Raw genomic sequence first — 17,174 nt, forward strand, 5'->3', positions numbered from 1 at the left:
GTCAATTTGTGGTCTGGAATTATTGCCTACAAATTCCTAGATAAAAAGCCCACTATTAGAGATTTTCAAGAAAAAAATCTACTTACAAATTTTGAACTTTTTCAAGATATTGCCGCTTAACTCACGTTAACTACAACATTGTTTGTCAAAGAAAACTTTGGTTGTTTTATCACGATGTAACAATGGAACAAACCTCCGATACTGTCTATGAAGGAAAACTGATTGGAGAAACCACCTACACTCAAAGAACAGAACGCTACACCGAAATAGAAGTAAAAGCTCTTTATCAAGACATTCGCCTTGCGGCAAAAATAGATTTCTATGATGCACGGAATAGGCTTGTTCACGAAGTCAAGAAGTCAGATAAATTAGAGGAGGCTCATATTGCCCAAGTACAATTTTATCTGTATGTTTTGGAGCAGAATGGTGTAGAAAGCCCCACAGGAATTTTGGAATACCCTAAACTTCGGAAAACCTTGTCAATTTCTGCCTTGAATGATGAAAATAGACAAAAAGTAGAGTTTTGGATAGCTAATATTGCCGCAATTTTATCACAAAAAAATGCACCCGAAGCTATCAAGAAATCCTATTGCAAAACTTGCTCTTACCACGATTTTTGTTTTGTAAAAGAATAGCCCAAAAATTTTGGGCTATTGCTTTATTGTTTATCGGATTTTATTCTTTCAAAGTTATTGTTATTGACATTGCCATTTCGAGGGAAAGTATTATTAGAGGTTTCTACATCAGCAGTTTCTAATTTGGGGTCTAACTGAAACTGCACTACTTCTTTATCAGTAACAATGAGTTTGCTAATTTCTTTATGGTTCATACGCCATATTTCGGCGGGGAATTTTTCTATTTGTTTAGAGCCGTCTTTGAAAGTCATTTCAACAATAAGAGGCATAACAAGCTCTCCATTGTTTTTAATTTTCAGAACATAGAAGTTTTTTTCAGGACTTACCGCAGTTTTTTCCTTTTCAGTAAGGCGTACACCCATTTGTTCAATGCGTCTGAACATTTCATCAGTTTTGAGTTCTTTGGCAGGGAATATAGCAGTTGAAGACGAGTTATTGCCTACAAACTTTGCCTTGTAAAGCGTAACAGCCTCAATACTTGGCTCATAGAAATCAATGGTGTAGAACCAACCTCGCCAAAACCAATCTAAATCAACGCCTGAAGCATCTTCCATAGTACGGAAAAAGTCAGCAGGTTCGGGGTGCTTGAATTTCCACTTTTGAGCATATTGTTTGAAAGCATAATCAAAAAGGCTTGCTCCCATTACGGTTTCACGCAGAATATTCAGAGCAGTAGCGGGTTTGCCATAGGCATTATTGCCAAATTGTTTGATTTGCTCCGAGTTAGTCATAATAGGCACTTGGGTGTCGGGAGCGGATTTCATATAGCTCACAATATTGGCGGCAGGACCGCGACGAGAAGGATAAGGGTCTCTTTTGAGGTCTTTTGTCCAAGGGGCATCAGGTAATTCTTGTTCAGCACGGAACTGCAAGAAAGAATTGAGCCCTTCGTCCATCCAAGACCACTGCCTTTCATCAGAATTGACAATCATAGGGAAATAATTATGTCCGACTTCGTGGATAATCACCGAAACCATTGAATATTTTATGCGTTCATTGGCTTGTTTGATTTTTTCTGCATCTTCTTTGGAAATATTAGCAGGGGCGGGAATAGGTCTGCCTCCATTGAAGCAAATCATAGGATATTCCATACCGAAAACAGGTCCGTGTACCGAAATAGCCACAGGATAGGGGTAATCAAAAGTATATTTAGAATAAACATTGAGCGTATGAGCTACTACCCAAGTAGATTTTTCACCCCATAGCGGGTTGCCTTCTTTTGGGTAAAAAGACATTGCCCAAACTTTTTTATTGCCGTTTTGCACCTGAAAAGCGTCCCAAATAAATTTTCTTGAGCTTGCCCAAGCAAAATCACGTACATTTTCAGCTTTGAATTTCCATACTTTGCGAGCAGTAGAACGACTTTTTTCATTTTTTACAGCTTCATCGGGAGTAATAATAAGTACAGGGGCTTGGGCATTTTTGGCTTGCTCTAAACGTTGAATTTGTGTAGCGTTAAGCACTTCTTTGGGGTTTTGTAGCTCGCCAGTGGCGGCAACTACGTGGTCGGCGGGTACATCTATATTTACTTCATAATCGCCGAAAACCAAAGCAAACTCTCCTCTGCCAAGAAATTGTTTGTGTTGCCAGCCATACACATCGCTATACACGCACATACGTGGAAACCATTGTGCCATTTCGTAGAGGTAGTTATCATCTTCGGGGAAATATTCAAAACCACCTCTACCGCCCATTTTTTCGGCATCAATCACATAAAAATTCCAATCTATGTTGAAAGTAAATTTTTCACCTTTTTTGAGTGGGCGAGATAGATCTATTCGCATCATTGTTGCATTGATAGTATAAACCAGAGGTTTATTCATTGCGTCTGTTACAGAAGTAATATTGAATCCGTGAGGAGAATTGCTGCTGGTTACCCAAGACATTAGCCCACGAGGATTATTTTCCAAATCATAGGTATCGGTTTTGAAGGTATTAGATTCTTTGGAAAACATATTTTGGTCTAATTGTAGCCAAAGGTAACGTAATTCATTGGGCGAATTGTTGTAGTAGGTAATCGTTTCCGAGCCTTTTACCCATTGTTTGCTATCATCAAGACTAACATTGATTTTATAGTCGGCTTTTTGTTGCCAATACTCGTGCCCAGGCGAGCCATCGGCAGTGCGAAAGTTGTTTGGGGTGGGCAACAAATATTCTAATTGCTCAAATTTTGAGCCAATTACTTGTGAAAAACTTGGTAAATAAGCAATTAGAGCAAGTAGTAAAAGCGATACAGATTTCATTGCATTGAGGTTTTAGAAAATACAAATTTATTGAGAAACGTAAAATTAGCAAAATTATGATAAAAATGTTTGGTTAATTTCACAAAAAAGCCTCCTTTTAGGCGGAGGCTTGATATTGTTGTTTGAGGCGGGCATACACCACGGGGGGTGTGAGCGAATTATCAATGCGTGTTTCTACTAAATGCGGAAAACTGCTGATAAACGTAGAGAGCTTGCCGTATTTGATACCTTTCTTACGCAAAACGGCTCCAATTTCTGCAAGATTTGCCCAGCCGAGTTCATTAGTACATTGCTGAATAGCCTCCCGCAAGGCATTTTCCATTACTTGGCGTTCCATAATATACAAGTTTTTTTCGTTGAATAGAATTAAACTTTTTGAAAAACTTTAATTCGGCGAAAAACCGAATATTATGTGTTACGCAAATTTACAAAAAATGTTATCTTTATGCAAAATTTATTTCACTTTTTTGCAAGTTGCTTTTCATTAAACTCTTGATAGATTGTATCAGGGAGAGGATTATTGATGAGAGGTTTAGTAGGAGTGGGCTTCTCCCAGTCTAAATACCCTTTTACCCAAACATATGCTAGTCCGAGAGCTAAAATTGCGATAAAAACAAACATTTCACCCAAAGCCAGCCAAGTCCAAGAGCCTTGGGTAGCATCAAAATATTCTTTTTTACCGAAAACAATACTCCAAGGGAAAAGAAAAATAATTTCTACATCAAAAATAAGAAAAATAAGAGCTATTACGTAATAACGTATAGGAAAATTGAGCCAAGCCGAGCCAATAGTTGCTTCGCCACACTCGTAAGTGCTTAATTTTTCAGGATTAGGCTTTTTGGGGCGTAGCAGTGTCGCAATTCCCAAACTAATCAGCAAAAACAAGACTGCACCTACTATGAAAATAAGAACTTTACCAAATTCTGAAAGCATTATCAAAGAATTTGGACAAAGTTAAAAAATATCCGAAAAACTTTCAAATTATTGCCATTTTGCAGGCACATCAAAACTAATTTCAGCTTGAATATTGGAAAGAATTACCAGTAAAGCTAAACTCATTCCATAGAGTTCTACTTTCTGAAAAGCAAAAAGAATTCCCCAAGCTACAAGGGCAGTAATAATGAAAGTAATACCTCCTCTCAAAAGGTAAGTGAGCCAAAGATGAAAAATAGGCTTTTCTACAAATAAAGCAGTGTATTTTTCCTGTAAAAATTTGTAGAACGAAATAATTTTATCCGAAAAAATAGCTATCAAGGTAGAAAATAAGAGGGTTATTAGTAAATCGGTTCGGTAGTAGCTTACGCCATTTTTTAGCCAAAAATCAGGTAAAAAGATATATGAAATTAAGTTTATCAATACTACTTGTAAAAAAATACAAGCAATTTGCCAACGCTTATGGTGTTTCATAACAACAGCAGATAGTAGGGCAATCAGTGTAACAAAGATAGGTAAAATCGTAAAAACCCACCTATTACCATACATTTGTGAAAGAATTAGACAGCCTAGTAGTACTACTATCCATAAATCAAATCTTTCGTTGCTAATATGTGGATTTTGAAGTGGTGCAGGGTGTAAGCCCAAACGATACTGCCAGAAACGAAATGCCAAAAATACGATACCAGAACCTAAAAACACTGCCGAAAGTAAAGCCATTAAAAGTACAATATTACCAAAAAAACCTTGGTAAAAATGTAGTAAAAAAGCATTGAGTAGCAATGCTCCTGCTATTCCTGCAATACTTAAAGGCGAACCTTCCCAAAAAAGGCTAAAAACATTAAGTTTTTGAGATAAGGTGCGATATTGTAAAAGTTCTTTTACAAATACTTGCAAAAACCACCAAGCTACATTGAGCCAAAAGAAAGTTTGTAAAACATTATCCCTGACAGCATTACCCGTAGCGAAAAGCACAAAAACTGAAATGAGAATAGCAAAGGCTAATTTGTATTCGTTGCGTACAAAGTAAAGAACCTGATAAGCTAAAATACGCTTAAATTGGGCTAATTTACGGGCTTCCAATCGCACTACTTGTCTAATTACTTGCCAACCCGACCATAAGAGCGTTACCAAACTCCACCAATACAACTGCTCCATAGTTATTTCAAAATGGTTTCGCTTGCAAAATTACCATTTTGAAAGTTGAGCTTTATTACTTTTCCTACAAAATTTTAACTTTATTGCTTCAATAACGTAAAATTTTGTACTTTTCAAAGATTAAACTTGTATTTTGTGGTAAAATATCAGGCAAACTGTACTCTTTGTTTCTGGTTTTTGGCAAAATATTGTAAAGCCAAAAGAAGCATTATGTAAAAAGGAATAAAAGGAATACGATAGCGGTCTAATGAGCCATAGTTTCCACTGCCTACCCCTGTTCCAAAGGCAAGAATAAGCGTAAAAATCAGACAAAAAACCAAAAAAGGTTTGCTGAAAAGAATTTTGAAGAATTTGAAAAGACCTGTCTTAAAAAATGTCTGTAAAGTAAGAAAAAGAATAAAAGTAGCCTGCAAACTTGCCAGTAGCATCAAGGGGTTTCTTACTTGCCATAAGAAGGGCTGAAATAGCGAAACCGTAATTGCTGCGGGAAATTTACTAATCACGCTACCAATAGTGCCATCATACTCTCCCAAGGAATAACTTGCACTGCCTGATATGGCATTCCATTCGGTATTGGTTTTGGTAGTTTGCCCAATTTCTTCAAACGAAAAACGAGTGCCTTCGGTAAGTTTGCTTACGGCAATGTATCCCACAGGCACAGAAGCCAGTAGCACAATAGGCAAAATCAAGATACGTATCAGAGCAATTCGGATTTTATTGCGATATTCTAAAAGCAACCACGTTGCTGCCGCAGGTAAGAAGCACATTGCTACATAGATTTTTACCTCCTGCATCAACCAAATTGATGCTATCAGAATGAGTGAATTTTTAAGTATTTTTTGCTTTTTGATAAAAGCAAAGTAAAAAGCATAAAAAGCCCACCCCAAAGCACTCACAATAAGAGTATCTTTCATAAGCCCTGAACCCCAAAAAAATGCCGATGGCATCATAAAGCAGGCAAAAGCAATTTTATTGTAAAGCGAAGGATACATATCCACCATTGCCCTATACATTGCCCAAATCCCCGTAAAACCAATAAAAGCAAAAATAAAGGCATTGGCTAAGTAGGTATGATAGGTTAGAAAACCTAAAACAGCGGAGAGTTTTACCACTACCATTGATTGGTGGTCAGGATAGAAATACAAGTATCTTGTATAGGATTGCGTAGAAGGGTTGAGAGTACCCGGTTTATCCAAAAGAATTTGCAGACCAATATCAAATCTATCCCAAAAAGAATTCCAAATGATAGTACTATCGTGAAAAAAATTATAGGTATCACCGCCACCATAGTAGAATTGATACACACAAGCAAAAGCTATACAACCAAAAAAACGTAAGTGCAAAGCCCTGAAATAATACTTTTGTGTAAGTGGGTTAGTTAGTTTTGCTTTGCGTGTATAAGCAATACCATATAAAATAATCAGAAAGATAGGAGCTATCAAAACATCTTGCAAAGTCATAGGCAAATGCTTTCAAAAGCTCTACAAGTTACGAACTTTTGTTCAAAAAAATGCTTTCCTCAAACTTTTTATATTTCTTTGGCTAATTCATTTGCTACTACTTGCCCTGAAATAATAGTAGGAGGTACGCCCGGACCAGGTACGGTGAGTTGCCCTGTGAAATACAAATTTTTGACTTTTTTGCTTTTTAACGAGGGTTTGAGAATAGCTGTTTGTGTAAGAGTATTGGCAAGTCCATAGGCATTTCCTTTGAAAGAATGATAATCTTTCAAGAAATCTTTATGAGCATAACTTTTCTTGAAAATGACACTATCTAAAATGCTTTGTTCTGTGAGTTTTTCCAAACGCCTCATAATAAGCTGATAATAATGCTCACGAGTTTCCTCTTTATCTTCCAAACCAACGGCGACAGGGATAAGCAAAACCAAATTTTCTTTACCTTCGGGAGCTACCGAGGTGTCTGTTTTTGAGGTTGCAGAAAGATAGAAAAGAGGTTTGGAGGGCCATTGAGGTTGGGTATAAATTTCGTGGGCGTGTAGGTCTAATTCTTCGTCAAAACATAAAACGTGGTGTTCTATATTTTGTAATTTTTTATTCAAACCAACATAGTATAGCAAAGACGAAGGCGACATAATACGTTTTTGCCAATAACTTTCACTATAATTGCGATAGGGTTTTTCTAAAATTTCTTGCTCTACGTGATGATAATCTGCTCCTGCTACCACAGCATCGGCTTCAAAAGTGTTTTGGTTAGTGATGATGCGAGTAGCTTTTCCATTTTCAACAACAATTTTTTTCACTTCTTGATTGTAGAGTATCTGTACGCCTTGTTCTTCAGCCAGCGAGACCATTGCTTTTACTACTTCATACATTCCACCCATCGGATACCACGTACCCAAAGCCATATCGGCGTAATTCATCAGGCTATACAAAGCAGGCGTATTCTGAGGAATTGCACCCAAAAATAAAATTGGAAATTCTACCAATTTGAGCAATTTGGGGTGTGAAAAATATTTACGAATATGCTTGTGGAAAGACTCAAAAATGTTCATTCGTATCATATCTACAAGTAATCGGAAATCTACAAATTCCCAAACAGAACGACTTGGCTTATAGACTAAATTATTGATGCCTACTTCGTACTTGTAAGCGGATTGTTTCAAAAAATCCTTTAATTTCTGACTACTTCCTTTTTCATAACTCTCAAAAAGTTCGTACAAATCGTTCAGATTTGCAGGGACATTGATATAATCGTTTTCTCCAAAATATACCCTATACGAAGGGTCAAGGCGTTTGAGTGTGTAATAATCACTTACTTTCTTGCCAAAGCGGGCAAAATAGCGTTCAAAGACATCAGGCATCCAATACCAACTAGGTCCCATATCAAAGGTAAAGCCCTCTGCTTGTAAAATATTAGCTCTACCGCCTGCTTTATCATTTTTTTCTAATAATGTAACGGCAAAGCCTTGATGTGCCAGAGTAGTAGCGGCGGCAAGCCCTGCAAACCCTGCTCCTATAACAATAACTTTTTTCTTGGACATTAGAACTATACTTTGAAAAGTTTAGAAAAAAGAAACAAAAGGTAAGAAACGAGACTTTCTCCTTTGGCTTCTTACAATACTTTCACGGCGGTTTTTATCATATTTTGCACCTCTTGGGCAATTTGTTCAGGGGCAAAGCCTGCTTCTCGGTGCAATTCAAGTTGAGTGCCGTGTTCATAAACTTTATCTGCCATACCCAAGCGTTTTACTTGAATGTTGGTATAGCCATTATCGGCAATCCATTCTAAAATAGCACTGCCAAAACCACCCATCAAACAGCCATCTTCTACGGTCAGGATTTTATCAAACTTTTGACAAATTTCGTGTAAAAGCTCATTATCCAGTGGTTTTACGAAACGCATATCGTAATGAGCAGGATTAAAGCCCTCTTTTTCAAGCATTTTACAAGCCTCTACGGCATAATTGCCGATATGTCCAATCGTTAAAATAGCCAGCTCTTCACCATCTTTAATTTTGCGTCCCTTACCTATGGGCAATCTTTCTAATGGAGTACGCCAATGGGGCATAACTCCTTCGCCACGAGGATAGCGGATAGAAAAAGCCCTTTTGCCATTTTCTTCCATATCCAGCATAGCAGTATACATTAGGTTACGCAGTTCTTGTTCATTCATTGGGGCAGAGACAATCATATTCGGCAGGCAACGCATATAAGCAATATCGTAGGCTCCGTGATGTGTAGGTCCATCAGCTCCTGCAAAGCCTGCTCTATCCATACAGAAAATTACGGGAAGTTCTTGTATGCAAACATCGTGAATAACTTGGTCATAAGCCCTCTGCATAAATGTAGAATAAATATTGCAGAAAGGAATAAGCCCTTGGGTGGCAAGTCCTGCTGAAAAGGTTACAGCGTGTTGCTCACAGATACCTACATCAAAGGCTCTTTCGGGCATTTCTTTCATCATAATATTCATAGACGAACCCGAAGGCATTGCAGGTGTTATGCCCATTATTTTGGGGTTCATTTTAGCAAGTTCTACAAGCGTATGTCCAAATACATCTTGATATTTAGGCGGTTGGGGAGTGGTATAAACTTTTTTATGAATTTCGCCTGTAACTTTATCAAAAGTACCGGGGGCGTGCCATTTGGTTTGGTCTTGTTCGGCGAGGGCATAACCTTTGCCTTTTACGGTTACGCAATGCAGAATTTTAGGACCTTGAATGTTTTTCAAATCCGAAAGTACGTGGTAGAGGTGGTCTATATCGTGTCCGTCTATGGGACCAAAATAACGCAAGCCCAAAGCCTCAAAAAGATTACTATGTTTGAGCAAACCTGCTTTCAGGGCATTTTCTATTTTAGAAATCATTTCACGTGTGAATTTGCCCAAAGCGTTTTTACCCAAAATTTTCCAAACCTCGTCTTTGAGTTTGTTGTAAGTGGAGGAGGTAGTAATATCCGTTAGGTAGTCTTTCAAAGCCCCTACATTGGGGTCTATGGACATACAATTATCGTTGAGAATGATAAGGATATTTGCACCTGATACACCCGCATTATTCATTCCTTCAAAAGCAATACCGCCTGTTAAAGCTCCATCACCAATAACGGCAATATGTTGGCGGTCGTTTTCACCTTTGTATTTAGAAGCAATTGCCATTCCAAGAGCGGCAGAAATAGAAGTGGAGGAATGCCCTACACCGAAAGCATCGTAAATGCTTTCTTTTCTTTTGGGAAAGCCTGAAATTCCACCATAAACGCGATTGGTATGAAAAACTTTGCGTCTTTCGGTAAGGATTTTATGCCCATACGCTTGATGACCTACGTCCCAAACGAGTTGGTCGTAGGGAGTATTGAAAACATAATGCAAAGCTACGGTAAGTTCTACCACACCCAAACTAGCTCCAAAATGCCCTCCATATACCGAAACTACATCAATGATGTAATCTCGCAATTCTTGAGCAACTTGTGGTAATTGGTGAGGGTGCAATTTGCGTAAATCTGCGGGGTTTTCAATTTGAGCCAGTAGCTTTCCCGGTTCTATAAGCATAAAATTTTGGTTTAGGTGAAAATACAATGCTTAAACGAAATTGAGCCAAAAATGTTTGGAAATAACAATGCAAAAGTACAGATTTTTTAGGAAAAATTATGAAGGCAGAGGATTTTTTTGCATAAAATACTTTCTTGATTGTTTCAGGATAAAAGTTTGCCATTTTTGAAACTTTACCAAAAAGAATGTATTTTTGCAAGCTAACATTTTGAACTTATGAAATTCAAATCTGATAGAAATAAAACGCTTACTTTGAATAATGAGGAGGCTTCTTACTTGGAAAAAAAACTTATTCAAGTAGAAAAACCTGTTGATTATCAAGAAATAATGAATAAGACTATTTGGGGAAATAGTTTGGAAATATTACGATTCTTGCCTTCTGCTTTTGTAGATTTAGCTATCATTGACCCACCCTATAACTTGGATAAAGATTTTGGCGAACTGAAATTCAGCAAAATGACAGATGAGGAGTACGAAACCTATCTTGAAAGTTGGTTTCCTGATATAATACGTTTACTCAAACCGAATGCGTCTCTTTATATTTGCGGAGATTGGAAAAATAGCCACAGTCTTTACAACGTGCTTAAAAAGTATTTAAAGGTCAGAAATCGCATTACTTGGCAGAGAGAAAAAGGGAGAGGAGCCTTAAAGAATTGGAAAAACTGCACCGAAGATATTTGGTTTGCCACCGTGAGCGAAGATTATTACTTTGATGTAGAGTCAGTAAAGATGAAACGAAAAGTAATTGCTCCTTACAAAGAAAATGGGAAACCCAAAGATTGGCAAGAAACCGAAGATGGAAATTTTAGACTTACGTATCCTTCTAATTTTTGGGACGATATAACTATTCCTTATTGGTCTATGCCTGAGAACACTGAACATCCTACCCAAAAACCTGAAAAACTGATTGCTAAACTTATTTTAGCAAGCTCTCCGCCGAATGCTATCATATTTGACCCCTTTTTAGGTTCTGGCACAACTTCTGTGGTAGCTAAAAAACTCGGCAGAAATTATTGTGGGGTAGAAATTAACAAACAATACTGCCTGTGGGCTGAAAAAAGACTGATGATGGCGGAAGCTGATAAACGTATTCAAGGATATGCTGATGGAGTTTTTTGGGAAAGAAATACTTTAAATTTTCAACAAACGGCAAGCAAGAAAAGAAATTAAACTAAATGCATAGTCTGACTTTTGTTGTGTGTTTGGAAAATAAAAACTTTTCAGGAAAACCAAAGCAAATACTGAAAGCTATTTCGTATTTCCTAATTGCTCTTTAATAGCTAAAATTTCATCACGTAGGCGGGCGGCTGTGAGAAAATCTAAATCTTTGGCGGCTTGTTCCATTGCTTTTTGGGTTTCTTTCAAAAGTTTTTCTAATTCGGTTTTAGACATAGTCTTTACGATAGGGTCTGAAAAGGGATTGATATTTTCGGGTTCAACATAATATTTTTTGGTGCTTTTTTTGGCATCGGCTACTTTGGTTTGTTCTAAAATAGCTTCTTTACTTTTGAAAATAGTTTTTGGAGTAATATTGTGTATTTGGTTGTAATTCATTTGCATTTTACGGCGTCTTAGGGTTTCACTAATTGCCTTTTCCATAGATTGTGTAATTTTATCGGCATACATAATTACTCTGCCATCGGCGTTGCGAGCGGCTCTGCCTATGACTTGTATCAAGGAGCGTTCATCACGTAAAAATCCTTCCTTGTCGGCGTCCATAATAGCAACCAAAGCTACTTCGGGCAAATCCAGACCTTCTCGCAAAAGATTTACGCCTACCAGTACATCAAAAATGCCTAAACGCAACTCACGCAAAATTTCAACTCTATCAAGTGCCTTTACTTCTGAATGAATGTACCTGCCTTTGATACCTACTTTTTCCAGATATTTGGAAAGTTCTTCTGCCATACGTTTGGTAAGCGTAGTTACAAGCACCCTACCGCCTTTTTCAATGGTTTTTTGAATTTCATCAAGCAAATCGTCAATCTGGTGCAAACTAGGTTTTACAATAATTTCAGGGTCAAGCAATCCTGTGGGGCGAATGATTTGTTCCACTACCACGCCTTCCGAGTTTTTGAGTTCGTAAGTTTGAGGAGTGGCACTTACGTAAATAACTTGATGCAAAAGTTCCTCAAATTCTTCAAATTTCAAAGGGCGGTTGTCCAGAGCCGAAGGCAAACGGAAGCCATATTCTACTAAATTTACCTTTCGGGAGCGGTCGCCGCCGTACATTGCCTTGATTTGCGGAATGGTTACGTGGCTTTCATCAACTACCAAGAGAAAGTCTTTGGGAAAATAATCCAGTAAGCAAAAAGGACGCTCACCGGACTTTCTGCCGTCAAAATAACGAGAATAATTTTCAATACCTGAGCAATAGCCCAGTTCTCTCATCATTTCCAAATCAAATTCGGTGCGTTCTTTGAGGCGTTGAGCTTCGGTGAATTTGCCTTCTCGCTCAAAAAGGGCGATTTGCTCTACCAAATCTTTTTGAATTTGCTCAATGGCTCTATGCAGCACTTCTTGTCCTGTTACAAAAAGATTAGCAGGGTAGATAGCAATTTGTTTTTCTTCTTGTTCTTTTTTGCCCGTAGCGGGATTGATGATTTGAATTGCCTCAATTTCATCGCCGAAAAAGAAAATACGATAGGCAAAGTCGGCGTAAGCTACGAAAATATCAACGGTATCACCTTTTACGCGAAAATTACCCCTTTGAAATTCGGCTTCGGTACGGCTGTAAAGGATATTAGTGAGGGCATAAAGTAGCTGATTGCGTGTAAGTCGTTGTCCTACCTTCAAATGCAAAACATTTTTTCCAAATTCTTGGGGATTGGCAATACCATAAATGCAAGAAACCGATGCAACTACAATTACGTCTCGTCTGCCTGAAAGAAGGGCAGAAGTAGCCCGCAGACGCAACTTTTCAATTTCATCATTGATAGAAAGGTCTTTTTCTATGTAAGTATCGGTGCTTGGGATATAAGATTCGGGTTGGTAGTAGTCGTAATATGAAATGAAATATTCCACGGCATTATTGGGGAAAAACTGCTGAAACTCGCCGTAAAGTTGTGCGGCAAGCGTTTTGTTATGGCTTAATACCAAAGTGGGTTTTTGAATTTGGGCAATGACGTTGGCGATAGTGAAAGTTTTACCCGAACCCGTAACGCCAAGTAAAGTTTGATATTTTTCGCCATTACGCAACCCTTCTACGAGTTTGGCAATGGCTTGGGGCTGGTCGCCTGTGGGTTGGAATTCGCTGATAAGTTCAAACATACTTGTTCAAAGCAAACATTCGTGTAAAAAAACGCAGGAAAATGATTTTTGTTCAGAAACTATAATAGAAATAAAATTTGGGTATTTTTCTGCAAAAATATTTAAGCAATCATTAGCCCACTATCACAAAAGCTCCCCAATAGTAGGGTTCTTTGTATTTTTGTTTGAGGCTCTGTTGGGCTTGGGTAAAGGCTTCGGTTTTGGGCATTTTTTTTACGAGCCAGTTTTCGTAAAAACTGCTCATAAATTCTTGAGTAGCGGCATCATCAACTTTCCATAAACTAACAATCAGACTTTGCGTGCCTGCCTGCAAAAAGGCTCTTTGCAAGCCATATACACCTTCGCCGTTTTTAATTTCGCCCAAACCTGTTTCACAGGCAGAAAGAGCGACTAATTCTGTGGTTTCCAAATCCAAACTCAAAACTTCTTGGGCAGTAAGAATGCCGTTTTCATAAGTATCGGGAATGAGTTTTTTAATAGCAAGTTCCGCACCTGCCAAAATCAACCCTGAACGCAACAAAGGATTTTTCATTTCTTCGCTCTCTTCTTCAAAAAAGCCGTGTGTAGCAATATGTAAAATATCAGGATTTTGTAGTTTTTTTAGATTTTCTTCGTTGGCTTGTAGTTCTTGAAATACTTGTGTTTTTACACCTGCTTTTTGGGCAAAAGAGGCGATATTTTCTACTTCTTTCTTGGTGCCGGGCAAACTTAAAATTACACTTGTTTCTGGGTTAAAAAAGCGTTGTTTGCGAAAACTTTTGCCCGTAGAACTTTTTTTAGGGGTATTGTTAGGAATTTTCAGATTGGGCAAATTGCTATAATCAAGATAGCCAAAAAGGTACATCTGATATACTGCGAATTTTTTTTCTTGGGCTTTTCTATTTCTGATTTCAATCAAATCTGCTGAACGGCTTATCATTCGCACTTCTAATTCATCGGCTACGTATGTATTGGTGGCAGGGTTGAATAGGGTTCTCGGATTGATTTGATGATAAATTCCATCAGGGCAGAAATATAATCTTTTTACACCTTTCAGTTGCTCGGCAATAGGCTTCCAGTAAATATTATACGATTCGTTATCTTTTTTGCGAAACCGAATGCTATTGCGGTAAAAATTCAAACTTCCATTTTCCATTTCATAACCATCAGAAAATTTGATAAGCTCTACTTGGTTAGCATTGGGTTTGATGATGAGTGCTAAATAAATCGCAGAATCTTGATGAAATCCATTTTTGAACGAGTAAGTTCGCACAATTTCTACCAAGGCTTCATCTTCTTTGAGTTTGCTCTGAACATCAGTCCAATCAATGCGTTTTTGTTTGTTTTTATCTGTTACTTTTTTCTGAAATTCAGCATTTTGTGAGGCAATATCTTTTTCCAACTTTTCAATATCTTGCTCTAAAATGGATTTTCCACTCTGATAGTAGTTCCTTTCGGAAAGATTAGTAGATTGTTGTTTTTTAGCGAGTTCGGCTTTAAGAGCTTGCCATTTTTGGAATTTCTTTTTCAGGTTTTCGTTTTTGCTCTGCAAAATAGATTTTACAAAAACACGATTTTGGTTAAAAAGAAAGCCTTTGGTGTGTAAAAGCAGATTAAAAAGCAACTGACTAAGTGGCTGAATTTGCGAGTAATTTTCGCTTACAAAATACGCATAGAGCAAAATATTTTCATTGAAAGTCTTGTATAGGGCTTCTTTTTCTTTTTCGGTAAGATGGGCGAAATTGCGTCTGATTTGCTCTTCAATGATCCAGCTACCGCTTAAAAATTCTATTGCGGCTAAGCTATTTTTGTTTTGATACATCATAGCAAGCCCCGTATTGAAATGCAGATGTAAAAGATATATGTGGTACTTGTCGTTCAGAACGGGAGCAGCTTTCAGGGCAAGGGCGAAAAGTTCTTCGGCTTCGTTGTATTTTTTAAGATGCAAGGCAATGAAACCCGCTAAATTCGCAGATTCAATGTGCTTAACGTGAGGTTGCGTATAGTTTTTGTAAAAAAGGGAATAGGCAGATTTGGCAAGTTTGAAAGCAGTTTCGGTACGACTGGGTTCGGTATAAAGCAAATAACGCGAAAGGGCTAAAAGTACATCAGCGTAAATAGCGTTATCTTCACTGATTTCTTTCTGAAAAGTAAGGGCTTGGTGCAAATAATTAGCGGCTTTTTCTTTGGTATTGTCTTTGCTGATGCTATCTTTTTCGCTTATTACTTGTTTAGCGTAAAATTCGCCCGCTTTTTTGAGTGCCAAAATGTATTCTTTAAGCTTTTTAGCAGGTTCGCCAACATTGATTTCATAGTAATTGATTAAACTTTCCAGCTCTTTGATTTGCTTTTCGGGCAAGCCTTGCAAATCGTACATATCGGCAAGGGCTAAAATAATAGAGCCGTATATATTCGTTCTTACCAAATCGTGTCGTGTTTCTTTGGAAGCTACATTGAGGGCTTTTCGGTAATATTTTTCGGCACCAGCAAGGTCATTTTGGGCAAAATGTAAGTCTCCATAAGTTTTGTAAAGTGAAGTCACTGCAAAGAGGGTATCAATAATTACATTTTTTTTCAAATTTTCTGCTCGTACTTGGCTTACTTTTTGGTAAGTTCCGTCTAAATAGCCCTTTGCAGTTACAAAATCGCCTTTTAGTATCAAAACGTGAGCTAAATGGGAAGTGATGTACGCAAGTTCCATTAAAGTTCCACTATTTTTAGGGGCAGATTTGTTATTGCTCAAAGCCAAAATGCCATCGCCATAGAATTTTGCAGATTTATTCAAATCGTAAGTTTGGTAATAACATTCCCCCAAATCAATCAGTACAATTGCATATTCAAGACTTTCGGTGAGTTTTTGGGTTTCAAACCATTGTTTTGCTTTGAGTAGTGGCTCAATGGCTTTCAGATAGTCTGCTTTTTCAAAATGCGTTTCTATTTCATTTTTGTAACTACCCCAATTTTCGCGAGTAGCTTGTTGAGCAAAAAGCCAACAAGGCAAAAGAAAAAAAATCATTAAAAATCGCATAGTTTTGAAATTTTTGTTAGGCTTTTCATTAACTTGCATTTGCAAAAATTATGCAAATTCAATCAGGACTTTATTTTTTTCAACACTATCTCCTTTTTTGATACAAATAGTTTTGATAGTAGCGTCAGCAGGGGCTTTGATAGCATTTTCCATTTTCATAGCTTCCAAAATAAGCAATACATCACCTTTCTGTACTTGCTGTCCTTCGGCTATGCGTACATCTACGATAAGTCCGGGCATAGGAGCTTTGAGCTGTCCGACCCTCAAACCACTGCTTTTTTGCATTCCGAGTTTCTCTAAAAGCAAATCCATTTCGGTTTGAGCAGTGTATTCGTATTTTTTTCCATTGATTTTAAGTACAAAATTTTTTTCTAAGTAGTCTGCTTTTACAATTTCTACTACAAAAGATTTGTTTTCATAAAGGCAGTGAAGGGTATTTTCGTTGATAGATACGCTATCCCAAGTAAAAGGGCTTTCATTCAAGAAAAATTTACCTTCTCTAAATTCTACAAGAAATTCTTTTTGTGAGTTTGCATTATTTGATTTAACTTTGACCATTGCTTTCTAAAAGTTTTTTGTGATGAAAAAAATAATTACTCAAATTGTAAAAAAAGTAAGAAAATTTCGTATTCCCAAATTTATGAAAAACTTTTACTTTGTTTCTGCGAGTGTTTTTCTGATTTGGATGCTTTTTTTTGACACAAATGATTTCATCAGTCAGTATCGTTGGCGTAAAAAATACGAGCGTCTTTTACAAGAAAAAGCCTACTATTTAGAATTACAAAATACGCTCAAACAAAGCATTAAAGATTTTAACGACAGAGAAAATTTTGAAAAGTTTGCTCGCGAAAAACACCTTCTGCAAAAACCAAATGAGGACGTTTTTCTGATTGTGGAAGAGTAAAGATTGGGAAGGCGTAAAAG

12 protein-coding genes and 1 pseudogene are annotated in these 17,174 nt (G+C 37.4%); 3 read left to right on the plus strand and 10 right to left on the minus strand.

Going from position 1 to position 17,174, the window contains the following annotated elements:
* Positions 1-128: 128 nt before the first annotated feature.
* Positions 129-635: pseudogene (gene cas4 / locus Rain11_RS03625) on the plus strand (CRISPR-associated protein Cas4); the annotation flags it as partial.
* A gap of 23 nt (positions 636-658) precedes the next feature.
* On the opposite strand, the gene Rain11_RS03630 reads toward cas4, so the two are convergent.
* From Rain11_RS03630 to dxs, 7 genes are all read right to left on the minus strand, one after another.
* Complete coding sequence (locus tag Rain11_RS03630; protein WP_101357979.1) at positions 659-2,878, minus strand: M1 family metallopeptidase; 2,220 nt, start codon at positions 2,876-2,878, stop codon at positions 659-661.
* Positions 2,879-2,975: 97 nt separating this feature from the next.
* Positions 2,976-3,215 (minus strand): OST-HTH/LOTUS domain-containing protein, encoded by a 240-nt coding sequence (locus tag Rain11_RS03635; RefSeq protein ID WP_101357980.1) that lies wholly within the window; start codon positions 3,213-3,215, stop codon positions 2,976-2,978.
* A gap of 122 nt (positions 3,216-3,337) precedes the next feature.
* A complete protein-coding gene (locus tag Rain11_RS03640) occupies positions 3,338-3,811 on the minus strand; it encodes an NADH-quinone oxidoreductase subunit A (RefSeq protein ID WP_101357981.1) in 474 nt (157 codons plus the stop codon).
* 48 nt (positions 3,812-3,859) lie between these two features.
* Entirely contained in the window at positions 3,860-4,969 is a 1,110-nt protein-coding gene (locus Rain11_RS03645; protein ID WP_101357982.1) for a hypothetical protein, read from the minus strand.
* Between the two features lie 146 nt (positions 4,970-5,115).
* Positions 5,116-6,429, minus strand: coding sequence for a hypothetical protein (locus tag Rain11_RS03650; RefSeq protein WP_101357983.1), 1,314 nt, complete (start codon positions 6,427-6,429; stop codon positions 5,116-5,118).
* Between the two features lie 68 nt (positions 6,430-6,497).
* The gene (locus Rain11_RS03655) at positions 6,498-7,970 is read right to left on the minus strand and encodes a phytoene desaturase family protein (protein WP_101357984.1); all 1,473 of its coding nucleotides are present in this window, start codon (positions 7,968-7,970) and stop codon (positions 6,498-6,500) included.
* Positions 7,971-8,041: 71 nt separating this feature from the next.
* Entirely contained in the window at positions 8,042-9,973 is a 1,932-nt protein-coding gene (gene dxs, locus Rain11_RS03660) for a 1-deoxy-D-xylulose-5-phosphate synthase (RefSeq protein ID WP_101357985.1), read from the minus strand.
* A 216-nt stretch (positions 9,974-10,189) separates the two neighbouring features.
* On the opposite strand from dxs, the gene Rain11_RS03670 reads away from it, so the two are divergent.
* Positions 10,190-11,143, plus strand: coding sequence for a DNA-methyltransferase (locus Rain11_RS03670; RefSeq protein ID WP_101357987.1), 954 nt, complete (start codon positions 10,190-10,192; stop codon positions 11,141-11,143).
* Between the two features lie 78 nt (positions 11,144-11,221).
* Here Rain11_RS03670 and uvrB read toward each other — a convergent pair whose 3' ends face one another.
* The 3 genes from uvrB to Rain11_RS03685 all read right to left on the minus strand — a co-directional run bounded on the left by uvrB (position 11,222) and on the right by Rain11_RS03685 (position 16,808).
* Entirely contained in the window at positions 11,222-13,243 is a 2,022-nt protein-coding gene (gene uvrB, locus Rain11_RS03675; protein WP_101357988.1) for an excinuclease ABC subunit UvrB, read from the minus strand.
* A gap of 112 nt (positions 13,244-13,355) precedes the next feature.
* Complete coding sequence (locus Rain11_RS03680; RefSeq protein WP_165778068.1) at positions 13,356-16,250, minus strand: CHAT domain-containing protein; 2,895 nt, start codon at positions 16,248-16,250, stop codon at positions 13,356-13,358.
* Between the two features lie 48 nt (positions 16,251-16,298).
* Positions 16,299-16,808 (minus strand): acetyl-CoA carboxylase biotin carboxyl carrier protein subunit, encoded by a 510-nt coding sequence (locus Rain11_RS03685; protein ID WP_101357990.1) that lies wholly within the window; start codon positions 16,806-16,808, stop codon positions 16,299-16,301.
* Between the two features lie 22 nt (positions 16,809-16,830).
* On the opposite strand from Rain11_RS03685, the gene Rain11_RS03690 reads away from it, so the two are divergent.
* The gene (locus Rain11_RS03690; RefSeq protein ID WP_101357991.1) at positions 16,831-17,154 is read left to right on the plus strand and encodes an FtsB family cell division protein; all 324 of its coding nucleotides are present in this window, start codon (positions 16,831-16,833) and stop codon (positions 17,152-17,154) included.
* Positions 17,155-17,174: the final 20 nt, after the last annotated feature.

This window comes from Raineya orbicola (assembly GCF_002843425.1).
In the GTDB taxonomy this organism is placed as follows: Bacteria; Bacteroidota; Bacteroidia; order Cytophagales; family Thermonemataceae; genus Raineya; species Raineya orbicola.